20 protein-coding genes and 2 pseudogenes are annotated in these 22403 nt (G+C 73.4%); 12 read left to right on the top strand and 10 right to left on the bottom strand.

Annotated features, from left to right (window positions below):
• Positions 1-74 precede the first annotated feature (74 nt).
• The 4 genes and pseudogenes from AB0D01_RS06045 to AB0D01_RS06030 all read left to right on the top strand — a co-directional run bounded on the left by AB0D01_RS06045 (position 75) and on the right by AB0D01_RS06030 (position 4366).
• The gene (locus AB0D01_RS06045; protein WP_363053823.1) at positions 75-941 is read left to right on the top strand and encodes a hypothetical protein; all 867 of its coding nucleotides are present in this window, start codon (positions 75-77) and stop codon (positions 939-941) included.
• A 510-nt stretch (positions 942-1451) separates the two neighbouring features.
• A pseudogene (locus tag AB0D01_RS06040) lies at positions 1452-3322 on the top strand (ABC transporter ATP-binding protein).
• Positions 3319-3735 carry a GFA family protein gene (locus AB0D01_RS06035; protein WP_363053822.1) on the top strand — a complete coding sequence of 139 codons (417 nt, stop codon included), beginning with the start codon at positions 3319-3321 and terminating at the stop codon, positions 3733-3735. Before AB0D01_RS06040 ends, AB0D01_RS06035 begins: the two are co-directional and overlap by 4 nt.
• A 91-nt stretch (positions 3736-3826) precedes the next feature.
• Positions 3827-4366 (top strand): NUDIX domain-containing protein, encoded by a 540-nt coding sequence (locus AB0D01_RS06030; protein WP_363053821.1) that lies wholly within the window; start codon positions 3827-3829, stop codon positions 4364-4366.
• Between the two features lie 32 nt (positions 4367-4398).
• On the opposite strand, the gene AB0D01_RS06025 is transcribed toward AB0D01_RS06030, so the two are convergent.
• The 4 genes from AB0D01_RS06025 to AB0D01_RS06010 form a co-directional block, all read right to left on the bottom strand.
• Positions 4399-4761: a hypothetical protein gene (locus tag AB0D01_RS06025; RefSeq protein WP_363053820.1), complete on the bottom strand. Its 363-nt coding sequence runs from the start codon at positions 4759-4761 to the stop codon at positions 4399-4401.
• A 264-nt stretch (positions 4762-5025) separates the two neighbouring features.
• The gene (locus AB0D01_RS06020; RefSeq protein WP_363053819.1) at positions 5026-5610 is read right to left on the bottom strand and encodes a DUF4352 domain-containing protein; all 585 of its coding nucleotides are present in this window, start codon (positions 5608-5610) and stop codon (positions 5026-5028) included.
• Positions 5611-5773: 163 nt separating this feature from the next.
• On the bottom strand, positions 5774-6391 hold the full coding sequence (locus AB0D01_RS06015) for an RDD family protein (protein WP_363053818.1): 618 nt from the start codon (positions 6389-6391) through the stop codon (positions 5774-5776).
• A gap of 254 nt (positions 6392-6645) precedes the next feature.
• The gene (locus tag AB0D01_RS06010; protein ID WP_363053817.1) at positions 6646-7386 is read right to left on the bottom strand and encodes a hypothetical protein; all 741 of its coding nucleotides are present in this window, start codon (positions 7384-7386) and stop codon (positions 6646-6648) included.
• Positions 7387-7628: 242 nt separating this feature from the next.
• Here AB0D01_RS06010 and AB0D01_RS06005 point away from each other — a divergent pair, with 242 nt between their 5' ends.
• Both AB0D01_RS06005 and AB0D01_RS06000 read left to right on the top strand, forming a co-directional pair.
• Positions 7629-7817, top strand: coding sequence for a hypothetical protein (locus AB0D01_RS06005; RefSeq protein ID WP_363053816.1), 189 nt, complete (start codon positions 7629-7631; stop codon positions 7815-7817).
• A 64-nt stretch (positions 7818-7881) separates the two neighbouring features.
• Positions 7882-10455, top strand: a complete 2574-nt coding sequence (locus AB0D01_RS06000) for a tetratricopeptide repeat protein (protein ID WP_363053815.1) — start codon at positions 7882-7884, stop codon at positions 10453-10455.
• A gap of 73 nt (positions 10456-10528) precedes the next feature.
• Here the strand turns inward: AB0D01_RS06000 and AB0D01_RS05995 are convergent, their stop codons facing one another.
• Together AB0D01_RS05995 and AB0D01_RS05990 are read right to left on the bottom strand one after the other, a co-directional pair.
• Positions 10529-11842, bottom strand: coding sequence for a PQQ-binding-like beta-propeller repeat protein (locus tag AB0D01_RS05995; RefSeq protein ID WP_363053813.1), 1314 nt, complete (start codon positions 11840-11842; stop codon positions 10529-10531).
• Positions 11843-11978: 136 nt separating this feature from the next.
• Positions 11979-13226 carry a hypothetical protein gene (locus AB0D01_RS05990; protein ID WP_363053811.1) on the bottom strand — a complete coding sequence of 416 codons (1248 nt, stop codon included), beginning with the start codon at positions 13224-13226 and terminating at the stop codon, positions 11979-11981.
• 112 nt (positions 13227-13338) lie between these two features.
• Between AB0D01_RS05990 and AB0D01_RS05985 the strand changes: the two are divergent.
• A pseudogene (locus tag AB0D01_RS05985) lies at positions 13339-13703 on the top strand (LysR family transcriptional regulator); the annotation flags it as partial.
• A 65-nt stretch (positions 13704-13768) separates the two neighbouring features.
• Here AB0D01_RS05985 and AB0D01_RS05980 read toward each other — a convergent pair.
• Complete coding sequence (locus tag AB0D01_RS05980) at positions 13769-14236, bottom strand: hypothetical protein (protein WP_363053810.1); 468 nt, start codon at positions 14234-14236, stop codon at positions 13769-13771.
• A gap of 139 nt (positions 14237-14375) precedes the next feature.
• Here AB0D01_RS05980 and AB0D01_RS05975 point away from each other — a divergent pair, with 139 nt between their 5' ends.
• From AB0D01_RS05975 to AB0D01_RS05960, 4 genes are all read left to right on the top strand, one after another.
• The gene (locus AB0D01_RS05975) at positions 14376-14945 is read left to right on the top strand and encodes a hypothetical protein (RefSeq protein ID WP_363053809.1); all 570 of its coding nucleotides are present in this window, start codon (positions 14376-14378) and stop codon (positions 14943-14945) included.
• The gene (locus tag AB0D01_RS05970; RefSeq protein WP_363053808.1) at positions 14942-15085 is read left to right on the top strand and encodes a hypothetical protein; all 144 of its coding nucleotides are present in this window, start codon (positions 14942-14944) and stop codon (positions 15083-15085) included. Before AB0D01_RS05975 ends, AB0D01_RS05970 begins: the two co-directional genes overlap by 4 nt.
• Before the next feature lie 166 nt (positions 15086-15251).
• Entirely contained in the window at positions 15252-16325 is a 1074-nt protein-coding gene (locus tag AB0D01_RS05965; RefSeq protein ID WP_363053807.1) for a hypothetical protein, read from the top strand.
• Positions 16326-16574: 249 nt separating this feature from the next.
• Positions 16575-17558, top strand: a complete 984-nt coding sequence (locus tag AB0D01_RS05960; RefSeq protein ID WP_363053806.1) for an AraC family transcriptional regulator — start codon at positions 16575-16577, stop codon at positions 17556-17558.
• 108 nt (positions 17559-17666) lie between these two features.
• Here AB0D01_RS05960 and AB0D01_RS05955 read toward each other — a convergent pair whose 3' ends face one another.
• The 3 genes from AB0D01_RS05955 to AB0D01_RS05945 all read right to left on the bottom strand — a co-directional run bounded on the left by AB0D01_RS05955 (position 17667) and on the right by AB0D01_RS05945 (position 20964).
• Positions 17667-18842, bottom strand: a complete 1176-nt coding sequence (locus AB0D01_RS05955; RefSeq protein ID WP_363053805.1) for a bifunctional adenosylcobinamide kinase/adenosylcobinamide-phosphate guanylyltransferase — start codon at positions 18840-18842, stop codon at positions 17667-17669.
• A 180-nt stretch (positions 18843-19022) separates the two neighbouring features.
• Complete coding sequence (locus AB0D01_RS05950; RefSeq protein WP_363053804.1) at positions 19023-20330, bottom strand: DUF4241 domain-containing protein; 1308 nt, start codon at positions 20328-20330, stop codon at positions 19023-19025.
• A 106-nt stretch (positions 20331-20436) separates the two neighbouring features.
• Positions 20437-20964: a MarR family transcriptional regulator gene (locus AB0D01_RS05945; RefSeq protein ID WP_363053803.1), complete on the bottom strand. Its 528-nt coding sequence runs from the start codon at positions 20962-20964 to the stop codon at positions 20437-20439.
• 97 nt (positions 20965-21061) lie between these two features.
• Between AB0D01_RS05945 and AB0D01_RS05940 the strand changes: the two genes are divergently transcribed.
• Positions 21062-22387, top strand: coding sequence for an SgcJ/EcaC family oxidoreductase (locus AB0D01_RS05940; protein WP_363053802.1), 1326 nt, complete (start codon positions 21062-21064; stop codon positions 22385-22387).
• Positions 22388-22403 lie beyond the last annotated feature (16 nt).

The following is a 22403-nucleotide window of genomic DNA, read 5'->3' as shown; positions in this document are numbered from 1 at the left end:
CCGCTCGCGCGCCACCGGCCACCGCTCACCGCAGCGCCCGACAGCCGTGACCGCCCATCCAGGAGAGCCCGCCCGTGCAGCAGACCGCCCTCGTCCCTTACGCCCACCTCCCCCGCGCACACCACGACCGTCAGGTCCTGACCAGTACCGTCGACGTCTTCGGCTCCGCCCACTGGCTGCTTGCCGAGCGCGCTCCGCGGACGGGCGGCGATGTCCCGCCCTTCGACGCGCTGGTCGTCTCCGTCCATCCGGGCGGCGACATCGAACTGACCGAGCTGAGCGCCGTGCGCGCCCGACGGCCGCGCCTGGACCGTCTGCCCGACGGCGGGTTCGTCGTCGCCGCGCCTCGCACCCGCCGGGAGGACGACGCGGACCAGGTCCAGGTCTTCGACGTGCTCGGCCGCGAGATCTCGTCCTTCGGCGTCGGGGACGCCGTCGACCACCTGCTCGTGGACGCGTCGGGCCACATCTGGGTCGGGCACTTCGACGAGAACCCGGAGGGGATCCGCCGCTGGAGCGCCACGGGACGACTCGCCTGGACGTCGGACGGTGCCCGGATCCCCGGTCTCTTCGACTGCTACGCCCTGAACGTCTCCCGCGCCGGCGCCTGGGCGTGCGCGTACACGGACTTCCCCCTCGTCGAGATACGCCCCGATCGCCCCGGCCGGCCCGTGCGGGTGTGGGCGAACCGGATACGGGGCGCCAAGGCGGTGGCCGTCCACGACGATCGGGTCGTCTTCTACGGCGGCTACGGCGAGGAGCGCGACCGACTCGCCCTCGGAGAGCTCACCGAGACCACCGTCGAGCCCACGGGCCTCGGCCTCCTGACCTTGCCTGACGGGTCCGCCCCCGGCCGGCGGCGGGTCGTCGGTCGAGGAAGCAGGATCTACGTCCAGGCAGAGCCGTACACGGCGTGGGGCATGTTCGACCTCGACGGCTGATACCCGGCGCCGGAGGAACGGCGCCCGGCCCCGGGGACCACGGCAGTCCAGCCGGACAATCCCCCGGTGGGGTGACAGGAACCTGTTCGAGCGAGTTTCAGATCCGCCGGCGCAGGCCCGGCAAGCCCACCCGGCCGGATCAGAACATCCGTTCACCACGCGTCTCCGATCCGGCCGTGACGCACCCGAACGGGAGGCGTTATTGGAGCACCAGTACCAGTCGTGCGCCCATCCGAAGGACCCCGTGCACCTCTTACCGAACCGGCTCGACCTCCCCGTCGCAATCGAACGTTCCCGACCGGCCGGCGGACGTCGCGTTGACGCCTCCGCCCCGCGCGGTCGCGCCGTACGGCCCGACACCGGGAGGGCCGCGTGAGCGGGGACGCGAAGGCCGGGCACGGCTCCGCGGGGGTGTCGGAGTCGGAACGGCTGCTCTTCGGCGGTGAACTGGCCTACGACATCGGGTGGGACCGGCACGAGGGCGCCTGGCTGAAGCTCGGGCTCTGGGCCATGGCGAGGGAGCTGCCCCGCCTGGTGGGCACCGGGCTGCGGCTCGCGCACCTGGCCGACGCGCGGGCCCTGCGCGTGGTCCTGGCCTCCGAGGCCGGCCGCGGCGTCACGCAGGCGGTCGGCCTGGTCGCCGTCAACAGCGTGCTCGGGCACATCCTGGCCGGAGGCAGCACGCATCAGCGCCTCGCCCAGGCGGTGCCCGCGCTCGCGGTCGTGGCCGTCACGGCGTTCCTCGGCTCACTGCTGCGCTCCGCGTCGACGGCGGCCACCGGAGCGCTGGAACCCAAGGTGCAACGGGTGGCGACCGAGCAGTACCTCGGGCTCGTGCACCGTACGGAGCTCGCGGCGATCGAGGACGACGAGTTCCACCGGCTCCTCGACGCGGCCCGCTACGGCGCGGACTCCGCCCGGCGCATGATCCGCTACTGCACCAACACCCTCAACGCCGGGGTGTCCCTGGTCGCCGCGGCCGGCGTACTGACCGTGCTGCACCCTGTGCTGTTGCCGCTGCTGGTCCTGATGACGCTGCCCAGCGCGTGGAGTTCGCTCACGATCTCCCGGCAGCGGTACGTCTCCTTCCACGCCTTCGTGCAGCACGCCCGGGCCGGGCACCTGCTCGGGCAGTTGCTGACCCAGAAGGAGGCCGCGGCGGAGGTCCGCGTCCACGGCGTCGGCCCGTTCCTGCTCGGGCACTTCCGGACCATGGCGCAGACCAGCGAACGCGAGCAGACCCGGCTCGCCCGGCGGGCCGCCCGGGTCGGACTCGTCGCCGACGGCGCCGGCGGGATCGCCACCCTCCTCACCTACGGCGCGCTGGGCGCCTGCTGTGGGGCGGGGCCATGGACCTCGCCGTCGCGGGCACGGCCGTCCTCGCCATCCGCGCCGGCGCCGGCAGTCTGGACACGCTGGTGCTCCAGATCACCGAGCTGCACCAGGAGAGCCTGTTCGTCGCCGACTTCGAGCGGCTGTGCCGGGAGGCGAAGGTCCGGGCGATCCCGGTGGGCGGACGGGATCTGCCCGAGCGGCTGCGGGAGGTCCGGTTCGAGGACGTCACCTTCACCTACCCCGGCAGCGGCGGGAGCGAGCCGGAGCCGACGCTGCGGGAGGTGAGCCTGTCGTTCCCGGCCGGGAAGATCATCGCGCTGGTGGGCGAGAACGGCTCCGGCAAGTCGACGCTGGTCAGGCTGCTGGCCGGGCTGTACCTGCCGGACGAGGGCGGCGGCACGATCTGGTGGGACGACGTGGACGCCCGCACCGCGGACCGCGACCAGGTCTTCGGACGGGTCGCGTTGATGTCGCAGGACTTCTACGAGTGGCCGTTCACGTTCCGGGTGAACGTCGGCATCGGCCAACCCGGCGCGGCCATCGACGACCGGGCGGTCGAGGAGGCCGCCTCCTTCTCCGGCGCCGACCGCGTCCTCGACGACCTGCCGCGCGGGCTCGGCACGCTGCTGGCCCGCGGCTACCGCGGCGGCCACCAGATCTCCGGCGGGCAGTGGCAGCGCATCGGGATCGCCCGGGCCAAGTACAGGCGGGCCGAGATCCTGATCGTGGACGAACCCACCAGCGCCCTGGACGCGGTCGCGGAGCAGCGGGTCTTCGACCAGATCCGGGCACTGGCCACGAGCACCGGGCAGACGATCGTACTCATCACCCACCGCCTGCACTCGGTGCGCCACGCGGACCTCATCCACGTCCTGAAGGACGGCCGGATCGCCGAGTCGGGCACCTTCGAGAGGCTGATGGACCCGGCGACGGGGACCGGCGAGTTCCGGGACGCCTACCTGCTCCAGGCCTCGGCCTTCGACGCCGCGATCCCCCACCAGCCCACCGGCGCCCACGACACGGCCCCGACCGAGGAGCGGACATGAGCCCGTCCACCCCCGATGTCACCACCCCCCGATCCGGCGCGTGCCGGTGCGGCCGGATCCGGTTCACCGTCTCCGGGCCGCCCGACCACCCCCACACCTGCAGTTGCGACGATTGCCAGAGGCTTTCGGGGGCACCGATGATGACGTGGGTCTCCTTCCCCCTCGACGGCCTGGCATGGAGCGGCGGCGGAGAACCGTCGTGGCACTACACCTGGCCGGACTCCAGGCGCGGCTTCTGCCCGGGCTGCGGCAGCCAGATCTGCGCACTCGACGACGGGGCCACCCACATCGCGGTCACCCTCTCCTCGCTGGGCAATCCGCCCGACCTGGTGCCGGTCGACCAGAGCTTCCGCGAGAACGCCGTGCCCTGGCTTCCCCGGATCCCCGACACCCGCGACCCCGACCGCGGGTGAACATCCCGCCCGCGCCACGAGATCGGAGAGCCGTGCCCCCGTTCGTTCCGATGGACCACGCCCACGCCCGCCACCGGCCCGGGACGTCGCGGTGAGCGGCGGGGCCCGGCACACCGTGCCGGTCGACGTGCACCTCATCCTGCGCCGCGACGGCGAGGGCGGGCCGGAGGTGCTGTTGTCGCGCCGGGCGGGGCCCGTGTACGCGTCGGGGTTGTGGCACCTGCCCTCCGGGCACCTCGACCCCGACGAGGACATGGTCGCGGCGGTGATCCGGGAGGCCCGTGAGGAGACGGGCGTGTCCATCGGCGTGGAGGACGTGACCGCCGCGGTCACCGTCCACCACCGCCCGCCCACTGGGTCCCGTTCGCGCCTCGGGGTCTTCTTCGAGGTGCGCAGGTGGTCGGGCCGGCCGCGGATCATGGAACCGGACCGGTGCGACGGCATGGGCTGGTACCCGTTGGACGCCCTGACCGGGCCGATGGTGGCGTACTGCCGGGCCGGTCTGGACGCCTACCGCGCGGGCCTGCCGGCGGCCGTGCACTTCCAGCGGCCGGGCGACGCCGTCGAGCACGACGGGACCGCCCACGACCGCACCCGCCTGCTGGGCGGACCACCCGTCGCCGGAACGTAGCCGTCGTCCTGGTCCCGCCGAAGGACAGGAGATCAGTCGGCGTCCGGTCGGCCGCCGAGTACCCGCGTGAGGTCGGACTGGAGCGCGAGGTCGTCGGTGGTCCTGATGAGGCGGTCGGCGTAGGGGGCGATCAGCCAGCCCGCGTCGTGGTCGTACGGGGGAAACATGCCCGAGGCGTTGTGGGCCACCTTCGCGACCAGTTCGGCGAGGGTGAACAGCACGTCCTCCCGCCCGCTCAGGGGTGCCTCCTCGTCCAGGCGTCGTAGCCGCAGCCGGTCGAAGACGTCGGCGGCGTGCGGCCACTGTGCCTCGGTCTCGGCGAGGAGGACGGCCTCGGCGACCTCCGGAAGGGCTCGAAGTGCGCTGCGGCGCAGCGGAGTACGTCGCCGGCCCACGCGACCGGGGCCGTCCGGCTCTCGAAGCGGGAACGGCCCCAGACGTAGCGACGGCGTTGGGCCTCCTGCCGATCGGCCATGATCGCTCCTTCGTCGGAATCCGCGTGCGGTGCGCGGCGAGGCGCGGCGTGCCGTACCAGTCAACCAGGGTGTCCTCCAGGCCGTCCGCCGTACCTCCGGTGTTGTCGTCGACGTACTCGGCGTCGTCGGCGCCCGGCGCCAGGGGTGTGGGGCTCCCCGGCGCGCGGCGGTGCGACCCGGCCTTCAGGACACGTCGGTGCGGACGGCCTTCCCGATCAGGCCGTCGGTGTACGCCACGGACTTCGCCGTGAACTTCCCCTTCGAGGTGACCGTGCCCGTCACGTTCTCACCGGGGGCCAGCTGCACCGTGCTGATCTGGTCTTCGTCGACGCCCAGTTCCGACGTGTGCTTGCCGCCGCCGGTGTCGGTGATCGTGAAGTACAGCGGATTCACGTCGATCGCCTTCGACGAGTTGTTCGTGACCGTGACCGAGACGCTCGTGTAGCCGTCGCCCTGCGCCAGGACGCTCGCCTTGAACGCCGTCTTCCTCGCGGTCACCTCCACCGCCGCCTTCGTCCCCGCCGCCTTTCCCGCCGGGGCCTCCGGCTGCCCGGGCGCTGCCGCGGCCGGCGGCGCGGGGTCCTCGCCGGACGTGTCGTGGCCGCTCCCCGCGATCGCTCCCGCAGCGACGACGGCCAGGAACACTCCGACGATCCCGAGACAGCCGAAGCCGAGGATCTTGCCGACGGGCGACTTCTTCGGGGGTGGCGGGGGCGGGTAGCCGTATCCGGGCGGGGGCTGCTGACCGTACGGGGGCTGCTGCGTCATGGCGTGACCTCGTTCGACGTGCCGGACGTGATCGCGCCAACGTACGGGCGGCACGGGCGCCGCGTGTGGCAGTGACGAAACCGTGACAATCGGTGATCGGCGGCAGTGGCATTCGCCTCCACCCCGGCCGCGTCGGAGCGACCGGAGTGGGTCCCGGCGCGTGTCACCTGTCGACGCGGGTTCCTGCCATCAGGTCGTAGAGGGCGCGTTCCGGGATCACGAAGGAGAGGAGGAAGGCGGCCAGGGGGAACACGTAGAGGGCGGTGATCGGCCAGGTGGTGATGGCGTCCCAGTCCACCGGCCGGTCGTGGAGGACGGCGTATCGGATGGGCACCAGTTGGTAGATCGTCGCGGTGATCAGCGGTCCGTACAGCAGCACGGTCCGCCACAGGGCCCGTAACCCGCCGGCGCGACCCGACGTCGAGGTGTTGCGGACCGTCAGGCGCAGCAGGGCCTTGCCGGGGGTGCGCCGCGCGCGCAGGACGAAGAGCAGCTCGTAGCAGGTGGCGGTCACCAGGAACACGATGATCAGCATCAGGAGGAGGAAGTCGGTGGCATCCGCCATGGGCCGGGCTACCTCCCCGGCGTCGGCCCAGGAGGTCTTGGCGTCCTTGCCTTCGTGGCCCATGCCCCTCGAGAACTCGTTGAGCCGCTCACTCAGGCTCATGCCCATGAATTGGAAGGCCAGCCACCCCAGTGGGAATCCCACGGGCAGCGTCAGGACCGCGCAGAACAGGCAGTCCAGCAGCCGGGCCCAAAACCGTCGTATCGCGATCCGCATGTGGTGTGTCCCGTCCTTGTACGTCCGGTTGTCGAGCGCGGCTGGATTTCTTGCGGTTCGAGCCGTTCGAGGGAGGCCTTCTCGTTCGGGTCGGATGTTCGGTGTCCGCGGGACGACTCCGCGGGCCTTCGTCGAACGGTGTCGACCCGGTCGGTCCTCCGACGCGGGCCGCTCCCCCGCAACGGCTCGGGGCCGTCACCGGAAGGTGACGGCCCCGAGCCCGGTCGGATCCTCCCGACCGGATCGCGCGCCTGCTACGCCGGCTGCGCCGGGACGCGCGAGCCCGCCGGCCCTCCGGGGTAGGTGAGCTTGGCCCGGTAGTACGTCTCGGCGGCGTCGGCGAACTTGTTGACGAAGTGGGCGTTGATCGCGGCCCCGGCCAGCGCCCCGAGGAACGGCACGATGCCCGTAACGGCCTTCGAGCCGAGCATCATCGAGAACTTGACCGCGATCGCGTGCGCCTTCATCTGAAGGACCGGCTTGGTCAGTTTCACCGCCATCTTGCCGCCGGCCTTGCCCCCGACCTTGCCGGCGACCACCGTCATCGCCGCGTGGCCGCTCTGCGTCAGGATCTGCGTCATCACGGCCTGCGCGAACGTCGGGTACGTCGCGTTGAGCGCGATCAGGCCCGCGGCTCCGCCCGCGGAGACCGCGGTGACGCTCAGGGCGTCCCGTTCCACCGCCCCCGACCACAGTCCCAGGATGATCGCCAGGTCGTCCTCGGACTCCACCGTGGCGCCCAGCTTGTAGCCGATGCCCCAGGCGCAAACGGCCATCTTGCGCAGCAGGACGACGAAGTCCGCCGCCAGGGTGGCCATGTGGGCCACCGGTATCGCCATCGCGGCCGCCCCGGCGGCCGCCGCCTGCGCGATCTGGGACGCCCGCCAGCTCTCCAGGGTCTTGTAGTTGCCCACTGCCTGCGCCGCCGCGCTGCTGTCCCCACCCACGCTGTTGAAGGCCTTCAGGAACATCTCCGCTGTGATGTCGGCTGCCATGGTCCACCCTCCCGACATTCGTGCGCCCGCCCTCTACGGGCACCACCCGGTCCTGTCCTGGCCCCGACTGGCGCAAACTCGCCCGTCATGTGCGGCCGTTGACCGCTCCCGGCGCGCCGGGGGCGTCCGGCCGCGTCCGACGGCCGTCCGAGTTCGGTGTCGGACACCCGGCGGGCCTCCAACCTTGGATTACGTCACCGGGAGCCACCCGGGACGGACACCGCCCGGGGAGGAGCCCCGTGATGGACCTGGTTCATCTGTCCGACGTCCTGCTGAGTCATCTGACCGACCTCGTCCCGTACTTGCAGCTCGTCATCGCGACCGGCAGAGCGGGGGCCCTGGTACGCAGGGGCGTCCGTGCGGGTCGCCGCCGCCTGCGCGCCCGCCGCGGCCGGCAGGCCGAGGGGAACCGCACCACCGCCGGGAACTGAACCCGAGGTGCCGAATTCGTGGGAACGGCGGTGCCCGGGGCGCCGCCGTTCCTACGATCGGCCCGTGACCGACGAAGAGAACGGCCGGGCCCCGCAGCGCGGACCTTCCCCCGGCCAGACCCCCCGCGAATGGTTCGCCGCGTTGCTGCGCGCCCACATCGAGGAGCGGGGCGGAGGCTCGTACGGCGAACTGGTGGAGGCCACCAGGCGGGCCCATGTGCCGGTGGCCAGATCGACGCTCGGCGACGCCCTTTCCGGAACGCACACGCCGCGTCTGGAGACCGTCCAGAACCTGGTGATCGCGCTGCACCGCCGGCAGGGGCTGCCGGGCGAACCCGACCTGCCCGGCTGGGGGCGCGACTACGAGCTCCTCCAGGATCTGCTGTCCGTGCGGCGCGAGGGCAGCCGGTCGGCCTCGGACGCCCGCGCGGCCTCGGAGGGCCGCACGTGGCCGCGCGAGTTCGGCAAGGTTCCGGAGGCCGCCGGCGCCTTCCTGGCCCGGCCCGGACGGCGCGTACCCGAGGGGCCGGGGCGGTTCCTGCTCACCGGAACGGGCGGGGTCGGCAAGACGCAGACGGCCGCCGAGTACGTCCGCGAGCGCCTCTCGGCCGGCTCCCTGGACCTCGTGATCTGGGTGACGGCCGCGTCCCGCGAGAAGCTGGTGGGTGACCTCGCCGCGATCGCCGCCGATCTCACCGGCACCACCCGGCCGAACGCCGAGGACGCCGCCGCCCAACTCGAACGGTGGCTGGCCCGCGCCCGGCGCAGCTGGTGCGTGGTGATCGACGACCTCGCCCGGCCCCAGGACCTGGAAGGGCTGTGGCCGCCGTACTCCGATCACGGCGTCACGCTGGTGACGACCCGCCGACGGGACGCGGCCCTCCAGGCCCGCGGCACCGTCGTCGACCTCACCCCCTTCGACGAACGGGAGTCCCTGGCCTACCTCACCTCCCGCCTCGGCCCGCACCGCGCGGCCCCCGAAGACCTCGCCGCCCTCGCCGCCGACCTCGGCCACCTGCCCCTGGGCCTCGCGCAGACGGCCGCGTTCCTGCTCGACAGCGACATCAGCCCGGCCGCGTACCGCGCCCGCCTCGCCCGGGAGGGCGCCAGGCTCGCGGAGCTGGTCCCGAACTCCCTCCCCGACGGCTACCCGCTGCCCTTCAGCGCCGCCTGGTCCCTGTCGGTCGAACGGGCCGACGCGCTGCGTCCGAGCGGCGTGGCCGGCCCCGTCATGCAGGTCCTCAGCCTGCTGGACGGCACCGGCGTGCCCGGCGAACTCCTCGTCACCCCGGCCCTGTCCGCACTCTCCCCGCACCCCTCCGATGCCACCGCCCGCGACGAGGTGCACGACGCGGTGCACAACCTGCGCCACCTGAGCCTCCTCTCCGTCGACACCACCGCCACCTCATCCCGCCCACCGGAGCACGCCACCGGCGAGCCCGGCCCGGGCGGCGCGCTCGCGGGCAAGGCGATACGCGTCCACACCCTGACCCAGCGCGCCACCCGCGACCTGCTGGCCGCACCCGAACGCCGTTCCGCGGTGAGCACCGCCGCGCAGGCCCTCGTCGAAGGCTGGCAGGCACCGGGCGTCCCCGCCCGCCTCGACCGGGCCCTGCGCGCCAACGCCTTCGCCCTCGCCGGCCACGCCCGGGACGAACTCCTCACGCCCGTACCGCACCCGGTGCTCTACCGCATGGGCCACAGCCTCGGCGACTCCGGCCAGGCGAGCGCGGCGCTGCGCCACTTCCGCCGTCTGCGCGAGGTCGTCGACGCGCGCTTCGCGCCGGACGACGAGATCAGCCTCGACACCCGGGGGCACCTGGCGTGGTGGCAGGCCAAGGCGGGCGACCCCGCCGGAGCGGCCCGTGCGTACGCCGCCCTCTACGCCGACCAGGCACCCCTGTACCCGTCCGACCATCCCGGTCTGCTCCAGACCCGGCAGAGCGCCGCCGTCTGGCGGGGCGCGGCGGGCGACCCCCACGCGGCGGTGGTCGAACTGAAGTACCTGTACGAACTGCGCATCGGCCTGGGGCGGTCCACCGACCGCGACACCATCAGCAACCGCAACCACCTCGCCAACTTCCTCGCCGCCTCGGGGGACCACGCCGGGGCCCTGGCCCTGCACGAGGAGGCCTGGCGCGAGGACGAGGCGCGCCTCGGGCCCGACCACCCGGACGTGCTGCGCGCCCGATCGGCGGCCATGCACCACCGGGGCGAACTCGGCGACGTGCGCAGCGCGCTCGCGGCCCTGCGGGACCTCCTCGAAGTGCAACAGGTCGAGGACCCCGACGGCCCCGACACCTTCGCCACCCGCGCCCGCATCGCCGACTGGACGGGACGCTCGGGCCACGCGGCGAAGGCGGTGGCCCTGCTGGAGCCGCTGTTCTCCGACCGGCTGCGCGTGATGGGCCCGGAGCACCCGCACACCCTGGGCACCCGCATGGACCTGGCCCGTTGGCGTACGGCGGCGGGCGAACCGGCCCGCGCGGCGACCGAACTCACCGAGCTGCTGGCCGACGAGGAGGAGCTCCTCGGCCCGAACCACCCCGCCCTCCCGGCCACCCGCGCCGCCCTCGCGGAGGCCCTCGCCGAAGCCGAAGCCGATGCCCTGGGCGCGGCCCCTCCGGAGCGCACCTGACCTCGGCTCGGGCGGCCGATCACGCCGGCCGTTCCCGGCGCATCGGCCGTTCCCGGCGCATCGGCCTTCCGCGTCAGCCGGTCGTCGTGTACCAGCCTCGTGAGGTCAGGGCGGCGTACTCGTTGACGAGGAGGGGCGCCGCGCCGGGGGACAGCTCCCGGTCCTTGCCGGTCCCGCCGTCCAGCACGATGGGGTCTCCCGGCCGGCCGTCGCTCAGCAGTTGGCCGTAGACCGCTCCGTGGAACGCCGTCAGGAGCAGCGGCGCTTCGCGGCCCTCCTGTTCGGAGGGGCCTCCCACCGTCCACAGGAGCTTGCCGCTCACCGCGTCGTACCCGGCCAGTTCCCCGCCCTTGGTGGTGCGCGCGAAGCAGAACGTGGACGCCTTCTCGTCGTACACGCACTTCTCCACCTGGTGCAGTCGCCGGCCGAAGCCCTCGACCTCCCGGGGGTTTCCGTCGGCGATGCCCAGCACCTGGTCCCCGCCGTAGGCGGAGTCCTCAGCGATGTGGACCAGATCGGGGGAGAACGGGCGGATGGTGGCGCCCGACGTGAGGCCCTTCGACCGCCACAGTTCCTGTCCGGTGGCGGCGTCCAGCGCCCTCGCCGTCTTCTCCCCTCCCGCGTGGTCCTTCCCGACCACCTTCCCGCGCTGCACGAGGGTCGCTTCGAAGTCGGGTCGATCCCAGACCCGCCTGCCGGTCGCCAGATCGATGCCGTACGTGGTGGCCGGGCCGAGGTTGCCTCCCAGGACGAGCACGGCGGTGCTGTCCGAGACCCCCGTGACCTCGCAGGAGTCGCCGCTCACGGGAACGTCGAGCGGCACCTGGAGTGCGGCCAGGCCGGACGCCGTGTCCACCGCCACGAGCTCGAAGGTCGATGTGTCGGCGGTGGTGCCCGTCCCCTTGGTCACCGTCGGGAAGACGCCGACGGCCAGGCGCTTGCCGCCGACCGTCCCGACTCCCGGCCGCTTCCGCTCGCACACCGGGGCCTTCTTCTCCAGCGCGTCCTCACCGTACGTCTCGGGCAGCGTCCCCTTGGGGCCCGCTCCCCGGCCGACGCTCTCGCCGGAGGCCAGGTCGACGACCTCGATCCTTCCGTGCCCCGAGGCGTAGGTGTAGGCCTTGCGGCCGTCCAGCGCGACGGCGCCGACGCCGAACCGGTTGAGCGGCGCCCCGCTCGCGAGGCCGAACATCAGCGGAGGGTCGTGCGCCACCAGCTGCCGGGGCTGCTCCTCCGTCGGCTCCGTGGTCTTCTCCGCCGTACGGCTCGGGCCGGTGTCCTTGCCCCCGTCCGGGGTCCCGCCCTTCTCCCCGGCACCGCAACCCGCCACCCACACCGATAACGCGACCGCCAGAGCCGCCGCTCCCCTGCTCGATCCCACGCGCACGCTTTCCCCCTTCGACCTTCGATCGGACGAGCCCGTCTCACGCCGGGTCAGTTTCGATCAGACCGGCGCGGGACGCCAGAGCCGCCGGGGATCCCCTCGCGACGCGCGGGCCGGCGGCGGATGCCTGACTCCCGCGTCAACTCGGCCCGGGGAGGCCGGTGTCCACGGGCTCGGCCAGGCGGGCTTCTGCCGCGGCCTGGACTTCCGGGGTTTCCATCGGGTCGTCGCGGAGTGCTCTGATCCGCTCCAGGTTCCGCGGTCGGTGGGGTGCGGAGGCGATCCCCAGCAGGCGGGCGCGTTCCTCGCAGTCCCAGAGGGACTCGGTGTGGGCGTCGTCGAGGCCCGACGGGTCGATCGCGGCGAGCGCCCGCAGGTAGTCGGCCCGCTCGTAGGAATGGGGCGTGTGCTGCCAGAAGCTCCACAGGATCGGGGCGGCGTCACCGGCGTCGGGACCGAAGCGCGCCAGTCGCCTCGCGGTCGTGTCGGGTCCGCACCAGGCGCGTGCCTCCCACTGTTCGGTGAGTTCGGCGATGAGCCCGGGCAGTGCCTCGGGTCCGGGGTGGTCGGCCAGGACGTCCGCCCCCAATCGGGCCAGCCATTCCCGTTCGTCGGCGGCCCACGCGTGCGCCGCCGGCACCGCGAGGGCCCCGAGGCGGTCGACCGCCCGGCGCAGCAGCGGCAGGGGCCTGCGGCCGTCCGGGGTGTGGAGCGTGGGCACAAGCGGGATCAGCGCCTCGGCCGGGTCCCGGCCGGCCAACGCGCGCAGGGCGTCGATCCTCGTGTTGAACTCGGTACCGCCGGCCGCCAGCAGGGCGAGCAACTCCTGGTCGTCCAGGCCGCCGAGCGACGGCCGCGGCGGGGGTCGGTACCCGGGCACCTCGATCCCGAACCGGCCCCACGGCTCGGAGGACCACAAGAGCTCCTCCTGCCCGCCGATCCGGGCGCGCGCGACGTCGCCCAGGTCCTCCCACCACGCGGCCGGCCAGTGATCCGCGACCGATTCCAGTACGGGCACCCAGTGCGCGCCGTCGCGGATGTGGGCCCGCAGGCCCTCCCGGGCCTCCCACGAACCGGCGAGGGCGAACAGTTCCAGCACGTCGGCGGCCCGGGAGCACTCTTCCTCGCCCCCGGCCAGCTGATCGACGACCGGTGTAGGCGACAGTTCCAGGTCCCGGAGCAGCCGGGCCAGGTACAGACGGCGGGTGTCGGTCTGACCGTCCCACTTCCAGTCCCGGCGGATGCCGTCGTACACGAACGGCGCGGCGGCCTCAGGATCGCGTTGCGCGTACTCGGCGCCGAGCCCCCGACCGCGTTGCAGGAGCCCTTCCAGAGTGTCGTGGGGGGCGTAGGACAGGGTGCGGAACGCTTCGTCGTCATGGCTCATCACCACACACCCTGCCTGTCCGGGGGGCCGGTCGCCACGCGATATCCCCGCATCGGTCGAGGCGGTGGCGGGTTCGGTCGTTCGGTCGTTCGGTCTCATAGCGGGTCATCGCGTCGGCGTGGTCCTGCGTGCCGACGATCCGCCGGCACTCCGCGACCGGCTGCGGTCGGCCGAGCTGAACAAACGCCGGCGGTGCCGGTTCCCGCAGCGCACCGACCCGGTCTCGCAGGCGTACTGCCACGACGGCACCCCGCGCGAGAAGCCCGGTGGTGCGCGCCGCCCAGGAGTTGTCTGCACACGGCGCTGTGGAACGTCGACACGGACGGGCCGGCGCCCCTCGGACACGACCTGCCGTCCGCGGAGTTGGCCGTCGTACCACTGGTCGACATGGCACCGAGCCACGTGGTGGTGGTGTGCGACGCGGGGGTCACCGGCCCGTGGGTCCGGTCCTTCGTCGAGAGCGCGGCGGTCGCCTACCCGTCGCTGAGCGCAGGCGGCCGTGCGCGCGGTGGCCCGGCCTTCCGGACCGGGTCCCGACCGGCTCAGAACCGCCGCTCGGTGCGCCAGGTCGCCTGGCTGCTGGGGTTGGTCAGGTCGTAGGTCGTACCGGAGAGCCGGCCGTCCGGGCCGCGCTGTCCGGTGTAGCGGCCCACGGGACCGTGCGACCAGGCGATGACGAAGTAGATCTGCTGACCGTCCACCGAGCCTTCCCGTACGTTGCCCACGGTGTTGCCGGAGCGCACCGACCCGAAGAGGCGCCCCTCGGCGTTCTGCGAGAAGTCCACGTGGACGGTCGCGTTGCTCTGGTGGATGTCGTACACGCCGGTGGCGTTGAAGCCGGGTACGCGCGCGGACCGCTCCGCCGCCGGCACGGCGCCGGCGCCGTTCGCGGGGGCCGCGAGGCCTGCCCCCGCCACGGACAGGAGCACCGCGACGGAGGCGGCGGTCAGGAGCGTGGGGATGCGGACACGGGCCCTCCAGGGCGGCCGAGACGATCGGCTCCGTTGCATGGTGCACGGAACCTCGACGGCAGCCCTACCCAGCGCCTTCGCACTAAGGCCCGACTTCACCCGAACGAGTCCCGGGGACCCGCTCCCTGGGCCGAGGAAACGCATTGACCAGCATCCTCGGGGCGGAGATCGTGAGCCCATGACGGACAGCACCTGGCTCAATCTCGATCATCAACTCGTCCCCGGCAAGGAACTCTTCCGCAGCGAGCGCGCGTTCCACCTCTGGTCCTACACGGCGAGCCACGGGCAACTCCTGATGCGGAGCGGCGGCGATCCCGAGGAGCCCGGCGAGCCCGACACGACGATCGACCTGCTCTTCAAGCCCGCCGCCGTGGTGAAGATCCGCAGCTGCTACCGCGGCCTGGTGATCAGATGCGCGACCGAGACCGAGAGCGAGCGGGTCGAGGCCGACCACCCCAGCGTCCACTTCGGCCGGGACGAGCACGTCTTCGTCCTCGAAAGCCAGGGCGAGTCCGACTTCGTGGTCGCCATGGCCGTCGGCTGGAGGGAAGGGGTGCTCGGCCGCACCCAGATGAGCTTCTTCCATGACTTCCCCCCTCCCGGCCGGCCGTCTGGCCCAGCCGGCCCCTCCAGGGCGTTCACGCCGGCCTCGACACGGCCTCGGCACGGGAACTCGTCGACGCGCTGTCGGCCGACGGGAACCCCGCGGTCCGACGGGAGCGTTACCGCCACGTCTACGTCGTCATGACTCGGGTCGTCCACCGCGACGGACCCGAGGTCTCCGGGGCGGGCGTCTTCCTGACCAGGGCCGACGCCGAGGAGGCCCGGGGCGTGATCACCGCGAAGTCGGTCGACTGCTGGATCGAGGAGCTCCCGATCGCGATCTGACGACTCCGTGCTCGTTTCCCCGCTCGTTCTCGTTCTCGTGCTCGTTCTCGGCGAGGAAGCCGGCGCCCCTTCGGTGCGTCGGCGGTGGGCCGGGCACCGGAATCGAGTCCGGTACTTTGCCTCAGCGTTCGCTTGTCGTGACCCCGACCAGCGATGATCACCCATTGTGCTCACCAACATCATCACCGCCGTCGGCCTGGCCGTCCTCCTCTGGGCGCTGGTCCACACCACCCGTCTCGCCGTCCGCAACCGCAAGGCCCACCACTTCGACGCCGCCGCCTACGGCCTCGTCCCCCGCGAGCGACTCGACGGCAGCCGCTCCGGCCCGCCCTCGGACGAACCCGCGCTGCGCCTCGCCGTCGACGCCGCCCTGAACGGCGCGTGGGAACCCGCCGCCGGGCTCCTCGCGGAGACCGCCGAGCGGCAGGACTGGGAGGAGCGTTGGCGGCTCGTCGAGGTGTTCGCGGACCTGGCGGTGGACGACGAACACTGGCTGCGGGTCTGGCGCGCCAAGCGACCGCAGGACGCGGACGCCGTCGTCGTACACGCCCACGCCCTGCTGCTCCGTGCCTGGGCGGCGCGCGGCGAGGGGTACATCGACCGCACGTCCGCCGAGCAGGTGGCGCGGTTCCACGAGTTGCTGCCGACCGCCGTGTACGCCGCCCAGGAAGCGGCGCGGCTGGCCCCGCGCGACCCTTCGCCCTGGGTCACGATGGTCGCCGCCGCGCGGGGAATGTGGCTCCCCCACGACGAGTTCCGCGGCCTGTGGAGCGAGGTCACGAGCCGTGCGCCGCTGCACTACGACGCGCACTGGCAGGCCCTCCAGTACTGGTGCGCTAAGTGGCACGGCTCCCACCGGCTGATGTTCGACTTCGCCAAGCGGGCGGCTGCCTCCGCTCCGGCCGGGAGCCTGCTCTCGGCCCTGCAGCTGCACGCCGTGTACGAGGCGGTCCTCCAGGACGGTGACGCCGCCTACCGCACCTGGGCCACCAAGGCCGTGCTCGCCGGCGTCCGAGCCGACCTGGCGCAGGCCGACCCCCAGGACCGCCGACTTCCCGCGATACGGCACCTGTACGCCGCCGTGCTCGTGAAGACCGGGCGGTACGCGGAGGCCCTGGCGCAGTTCCGGCTGATCGGCGGGTGGTGCGGAGCGGCGCCGTGGACGGACGCGCAGGACTCCGTGGCGGCGTTCCACCACGCCCGAGGCCTGGCGGCCCTCCACTCGGGCCGCCCGAGGTGACCCGGTCCGGCACTCGGCTGACGTCGCCCGAAACCCCCGTCCTCGGGCGCCGTCAGCTCAGTGCCGGACCGCGAGGGCCCCTTCTTGCCTGCCCCTCACCGTCCTTGCGGCGCCCACTTTGCCAAGCCCCGGAGCACCGCGCATTGGCCCGGAGTGGACAGTGTCTTGACGGAGAGTCGCCCCGCCGCCCGCGCACCGGGGCCCGGGATCTGTTGCGCGGGGCGCCGCGACACGTGTAAACCCGTGGTCATGCTGCCCGAGAGAACGTTCCGCAGCGCGGAACTAGCGCCCGCCGACCGTTTCGAGAGCTGGCGGGCCCTGATGTCGGAGACGCACGCTCCCATGGAGATGGACAGCGAGCACGCCGCCGACTTCTGGGTGAACCAGCGCGTCATCGCTCTCGGCGGGATCACCGTCTATCCGATGGAATGCCGTCCCCTGACCTTCCGGCGCACGCCGAAGCTGATAGCGAGGTCGGACCCCGAGGCCTTCCACCTCTCGCTGATCAAGCGCGGGGCGGGAGCGGTCACCCTGGGCAAGGACACCGTCGTGCACGGTGTGTACGACATCCACACCAGCGACACCTCGCGGCCGTTCGACATCAGTTCCGGCCCGCATTCCGTCGAGATCATCGGCGTCGAGGTGCCCAAGGCGCTGCTGCCCCTGCCCCCGGACACCGCCGGGAGGGTCATCGGCAAGCGCATCTCGGCCCGGGAAGGGATGGGGGCCCTGTTGGCCACCTTCCTCGACCAGGTGACCAAGGACAGCCGGTCCTACCGGGAGGCCGAGGGCCCGCGCCTGAGCGGCGTACTGGCCGATCTCGTCGCCTCGGTCTTCGCCGGCGTCCTCGAAGCGGACCGGTCCCTGACCCCGGAGACGCACCGGCGCGCCCTGGCGCTGCGCGTGATGGCCTTCATCCGGGACAACGCCGACGATCCGCTGTTGGACGTCCCCGCGATCGCCGCCGCCCACCACATCTCCGTCAGCTATCTGCACCGGGTGTTCCAGCAGGAGGGGGACGGGGCGACCGTCGCGGCCTTCCTCCAGGGGCAGCGGCTGGCGCGGGCGCGCCAGGACCTGGCGGACCCGCTGCACGAGGGCGTGCCCGTGCACGTCATCGGCGCCCGGCGGGGCTTTCGGCACCCGTCCGCGTTCAGCCGGGCGTTCCGCGAGGCCTACGGCCTGCCGCCCGCTGCCTTCCGCGGCCAGGCCCGGGTGGGGGAGAGCGCGTAGGTCCTCGCCGTCCCGGGAGTGGACGAAGCGTCGGGCCGAGTGCCCGATCACCGAGGACGGTTGCCGATTCCCTCGCGCCCTCCGACCCGGGCCCGCGGCGGTACGTGGTCAGCCCTTCAGGGGCAGCACCTGGCCGGCGACCACCAGGAGGACCTCCTCGCAGGCCGCGGCCACCGCGGCGTTGAGCCGGCCGAGCTCGTCGCGGTAGCGGCGTTGCCGGGCGGTGGCGGGCTCGACGCCGGCGCCCACCTCGCTGCTGACCAGCACCACCCGGCGCCGGGTCGCCCGTACGGCGGCCACCAGCTCGTCGGCCCGGGCCCGCAGGCGCTGCCGGCCGCCGGCCGTCCAGGCCGTGTCGTCGCCGGCGTCCACGCGCTCCATCGCGTCGGAGAGCCACGACGCGAGGCAGTCGATCAGGAGCGGCGGGCCGTCCTCGGCGAGCAGCGGGAGCAGTTCGCGGGTCTCCACGGTGTGCCAGTGCGCGGGGCGGCGCTCCCGGTGCAGGTGGACGCGGTGCGGCCAGTCGGGGTCGCCTGCGCGGCCGCCTCCGGTGGCGGCGTACACCACGTCGGGGTAGGTCTCCAGGCGGAGTTCCGCCTGGTGGGACTTGCCCGAGCGGGTGCCGCCCAGCACCAGGGTCCGGCGCGGCACGACCGGGGTCGGGGTCGGCCGGCCGACGGGCACCGCGGTCCCGTCGGGCACGGCCCGGGCGCCGGCCGCGGTGCAGCGGCGGGCCAGTTCGGCGCCGGGCGGGGCGTCGTGGTCCAGGTGTACGGCGATCACGTCGGTGTCGGGGCCGACCGCGCCGGCCGCCCGGAGCCGGGCCAGTGCCTCTGGGCGGCCCAGGACGTCCGCGAGGACGACCTCGTACGGGCGCTCCGCGCCGGCGGGCTCGGCGGGTTCCGTGGGTTCGGCGGGTGCCGCGCCGGGCGGCAGGTACAGGGCCCGGGTGCCGTCGGGGCCGGTGACCGCGTAGCCGGTGCCCGGTACGTCGACGGGGACGGCCCGCACCCGGTGTCCGGAGGCAGTGGTCAGGTCCTGCCCGGCGGGCGGGCCGCCCCCGGGGCCGGTCGACAGGACGTGGCCGATCCCCGACGGCGCGTATCCGGCTCGGGCGGCGGCGGCTCCTGCGGCGGGCGTGGCGTCGAGGAGCAGGGTGGCGTCCACGAGGATCGTCGTGGCGGCGCGGACGTGCTCTCCGAGGCAGGCGGCGCAGCCCGCGCAGGGGCAACCGGGCCGGGGCAGTCCCTCGGGGGCGGCGGTGCCGAGCAGGGTGAGTTCCACGGGTGGGCCTTCCGGAAGGGAGCGGGCGGGGAGGCACTCCCTTACCCGCCGGTGCTTGGCACCGGCCCTTCCAGGAAAGGCGCCCCGCCCTGCCGCCCGCGTCCTCCGAACGGCCCCGGGGCCGGGTGAGGCGCGGTCCCCTCACGGGCACGGAACGGCCCGAGGCGGGGTGCGCTCGGGTCAGGCGTCGAGGTCCAGGGCGAAGGCCGTTTGGACGTCTATGCAGACGGCCTCTCCGGTGGTGGAGCGGCCCACCCAGACCGGGTAGACGCCGTCGCCGCCGGTGTGGAAGACCGCGAGGTCCGCGCCGAGGGCGCCGCCGTCGAGGTGCGTGCCGGCCTCGGAGGTGGTGAGCCGGGCGGCCTCCGGGGAACCCGGTCGACACGCCCCTTCGAGCAGGGCGCGCAGGTCCTGCCAGGCCTCGGCGTCGCCGAGGGCGCCCATCGCCGCGTCGGTGTCGAAGCCGTAGGCCTCGCCCGCGCGGAGGTGGAGCGTGTCGTCACCCGGTCCGAGTGCCATCTCCCAGGTCGCGACGGGGGCGTCGCGGATCCGCAGCCGGACCGCGGCGAGCTCCTCGTAGGGTCCGTGGCCCTGGTCCGCGGCCTCGATCCGGGCCGCCGTCACCGGGTAGGTTCCGGGCGGCACGGCCACGGTGATCCTCGACGCCTCGTCCCAGCTCTGCGGGCAACCCACCGCCAGGACCCCGCTCGGCACCCGGACGCTGCCGCAATCGACGGGGTCGAGGACCGTCGCTCCGGCCACGGTCGTTCCGGGGCTGAAGACGCGGTCGAAGTCGGTGGATCCGAGCAGTCGGGAGGGCTCCCGGCGCCGGCCGGGCCCTTCGGTGGTCACCGCCAGCAGGGCGTCGACCCAGTCCGGGAGCGTGTCCGCGACGGTGAGGGCCGGCCAGTCGTCGAAGCCGGGGCGGGGCGTCCACAGGTGCTCCTCGGCCACCACCGCCTCGATCTCCAGGGAGGAGCCCCGCATGCCCTCGGGCTGGTGGGAGATGCGGGCGGTGCCGTCGGCCGAGAGGTCCACCGCCGTGCGGGGGCAGTGCACGTCGAACTCCGTCGTCCGCTCGTCCGGGTAGCGTCGCACCAGCAGACGGCGGACCGACAACCGGCGCTCGTCGGTGCGCAGCCGCAGCTCGGCCTCGGCGGTCCGGCGGCCCTGCGCGTCGTACGCCCAGGTGTCCACGAAGCCGGCCTGCCACGCCACCGTCCGGACGCCGAGGGGCGCTTCGCGACCCGGCACGCGGTGGATCACCGCGTACGGGAGCCCGGTCGCGTCCCGTTCCCGCGCCTCCTGCGCCGTCAACGGCCGCTCGGGGGTGCGGGTCCGCGGGTCCCAAGCCTGCGCGTACGCCACTTCGACGGCCGTCACCGGTTCCCGTCGCGGTTCCCGTTCGTGGTCCCGTTCGTGGCCCCGTTCCTGGTCCTGGCCCCGTTCGTGGTCCCGTTCCCGTTCGCGTTCCCGTTCCCCGCCCATGTCCGCACCGTCCGCTCGCTCCGCCGGTTGTGGTGGACACCGTAGACGCCGCCTCCGACACGTCGCCTCGGGTCGGGTCGGCCTCGTCCTTCGCCGGTGACGGCGGCTACCGCCGCTTCGGGTCCTCGTCGTGGTCGCCGAGGGTGAGCAGGACGCGGCGCAGCAGGTCGGTCAGCAGGTGTCGTTCGGCCGTGGTGAGCCCGGCGAGTTGGCGTTCCTCTCCGGCGAGGTGGTGTTCGACGAGGCGGTGGGTGAGGTCCCGGCCGGTGTCGGTGAGGGAGATCAGCACGCGGCGGCGGTGGGTGGGGTCGACGGCCCGTTCGACCAGGTCTTTCCTGACGAGGTGGTCGATGCGGTTGGTGAGCGCCGCGGAGCTGACCATCGCGGCCGAGCTGAGTTCGCCGGCGCTGAGTACGTACGGGGGGCCGGAGCGCAGCAGGGTGGCGAGGACGTCGAACTCCCAGGGTTCGACGCCGTGGGCGGTCAGGTTCTCCTTGATGCCGGCTTCGAGCAGGCGCGAGGCGCGGGAGAGGCGGCCGATCACGTCCATGGGGGAGGTGTCGAGGTCGGGGCGGACCGCGTGCCATTGCGCGGTGATGCGGTCGACGCCGTCGTACTTCGATTCTTCCGTCATGCCCGCAGCCTAACATTTCGACATGGAACTGTTTGACATCGGCGGATCACTGGACTTATAGTTTCGACATCGAAATTTTCGACGTAGGGGGAATGCTGTGAAGGTCCTGCTCACCGGCGCCACCGGCTACATCGGCTCCGCCGTCACCGATCACCTCACCGCCGCGGGCCACCAGGTCGTCGCGGTCACCCGCACCGCCGTCGCCCCTGGCGCCGAGCACCGGCCCGGCCGGTCCTGGCACTCCCAGGTGATAGGCGACACCGCCGACCCGGCCTCCCTGGCGGGTGCGGTGACCCCGGAGGTGGACGCCGTGATCCACCTGGCCCCGCCGAGCGGCGAGGCCGATGTCGACGCCGCCGTCATCGAGACGCTCGCCGCACCGCTGCGCGGCACGGGGCGCCCCTTCGTCTACACCAGCGGCGTCTGGGTGCTCGGCGCGACAGGCGAGGCGCAGGAGGTGACCGAGGAGGCCCCGACCAACCCGATCGGCATCGTCGGCTACCGCCCGGCGATCGAGCGGCAGGTGCTGGCCGAGGCCGCCGAGGGCGTGCGCGCCGTCGTCATCCGACCCGGGATCGTGCACGGGCGCGGTGGCGGCATCCCCGCCCTGCTCGTCGAGCGGGCCCGCGAGCACCAGCCGCCGCAGTACTACGGCAAGGAGGACGTGCGCTGGCCGATGGTCCACGTGGACGACCTGGCCGAGCTGTTCGTGGCAGCCGTCGAGCGGGCGGAGGCCGGCACCGTCTGGCACGGCGTCAGCGAGTCGGCCGTCCCGGTCCGCGACCTCGCCCGGGCCGCCGGCCGCGCGGCCGGCGTGCTCGCCGCACCGCACACGGTCTCGGCCGAGCAGACCGCCGAGGTGTACGGCCCGCTCTTCGCGGAAGCGCTCGCCCTGGACCAGAGCGTCAGCGGCGCCGCCGCCCGCACCGTACTCGGCTGGCGGCCGAGCCGGCCGGGCGCGGTGAGCGAGCTGGTGTCCGGCTCGTACCGGCCCGTCGAGGTGTTCGGCGCTCCCGATGGCCCGGAGACCGACGCCGAGGTGGCCGCGATCCGCCGCCTGGTCGCCGAGGTCGAGTACGCGCAGCAGACCGAGTCGGTCGACCGGTTCCTGGCCGTCTTCCGCCGGCAGGACCCGGTGTGGACCACCGGCCACGGCAAGCGGCTGTCGGGCTTCGAGGAGATAGCGACCTTCACCGGGCAGGTGCTGCCGGGGGCGACGGCCGAGTCCACCGCCGTCTACGACGTGGAGCGCGTGCTGTTCCTGCGCCCCGACGTCGCCGCGGTGAACGTACGCCAGCAGCCGGTCCGCGGCGACGGCACCCGCATCGCCGACCGTCCCGAGGGCCGCCCCTTCTACATCCTGGTCAAGGAGGACGGCACCTGGCGCGTCGGGGCCGCGCAGAACACGGTCGCGGTGGCCTGACCCGCCCCGCCCCCTC

This window comes from Streptomyces sp. NPDC048606, assembly GCF_040650855.1.
GTDB lineage: Bacteria > Actinomycetota > Actinomycetes > Streptomycetales > Streptomycetaceae > Streptomyces.
This window is presented reverse-complemented; position numbering and strand designations above follow the sequence as displayed.

What these genes read in the sequence shown, in the direction of transcription:
- AB0D01_RS06035 (WP_363053822.1), top strand. Translation starts at nt 3,319, where the DNA reads ATGAGCCCGTCCACCCCCGATGTCACCACCCCCCGATCCGGCGCGTGC.
- AB0D01_RS06020 (WP_363053819.1), bottom strand. Translation starts at nt 5,610, where the DNA reads ATGACGCAGCAGCCCCCGTACGGTCAGCAGCCCCCGCCCGGATACGGC.
- AB0D01_RS06015 (WP_363053818.1), bottom strand. Translation starts at nt 6,391, where the DNA reads ATGCGGATCGCGATACGACGGTTTTGGGCCCGGCTGCTGGACTGCCTG.
- AB0D01_RS06010 (WP_363053817.1), bottom strand. Translation starts at nt 7,386, where the DNA reads ATGGCAGCCGACATCACAGCGGAGATGTTCCTGAAGGCCTTCAACAGC.
- AB0D01_RS06005 (WP_363053816.1), top strand. Translation starts at nt 7,629, where the DNA reads ATGGACCTGGTTCATCTGTCCGACGTCCTGCTGAGTCATCTGACCGAC.
- AB0D01_RS05990 (WP_363053811.1), bottom strand. Translation starts at nt 13,226, where the DNA reads ATGAGCCATGACGACGAAGCGTTCCGCACCCTGTCCTACGCCCCCCAC.
- AB0D01_RS05980 (WP_363053810.1), bottom strand. Translation starts at nt 14,236, where the DNA reads ATGCAACGGAGCCGATCGTCTCGGCCGCCCTGGAGGGCCCGTGTCCGC.
- AB0D01_RS05975 (WP_363053809.1), top strand. Translation starts at nt 14,376, where the DNA reads ATGACGGACAGCACCTGGCTCAATCTCGATCATCAACTCGTCCCCGGC.
- AB0D01_RS05970 (WP_363053808.1), top strand. Translation starts at nt 14,942, where the DNA reads ATGACTCGGGTCGTCCACCGCGACGGACCCGAGGTCTCCGGGGCGGGC.
- AB0D01_RS05960 (WP_363053806.1), top strand. Translation starts at nt 16,575, where the DNA reads ATGCTGCCCGAGAGAACGTTCCGCAGCGCGGAACTAGCGCCCGCCGAC.
- AB0D01_RS05950 (WP_363053804.1), bottom strand. Translation starts at nt 20,330, where the DNA reads ATGGGCGGGGAACGGGAACGCGAACGGGAACGGGACCACGAACGGGGC.
- AB0D01_RS05945 (WP_363053803.1), bottom strand. Translation starts at nt 20,964, where the DNA reads ATGACGGAAGAATCGAAGTACGACGGCGTCGACCGCATCACCGCGCAA.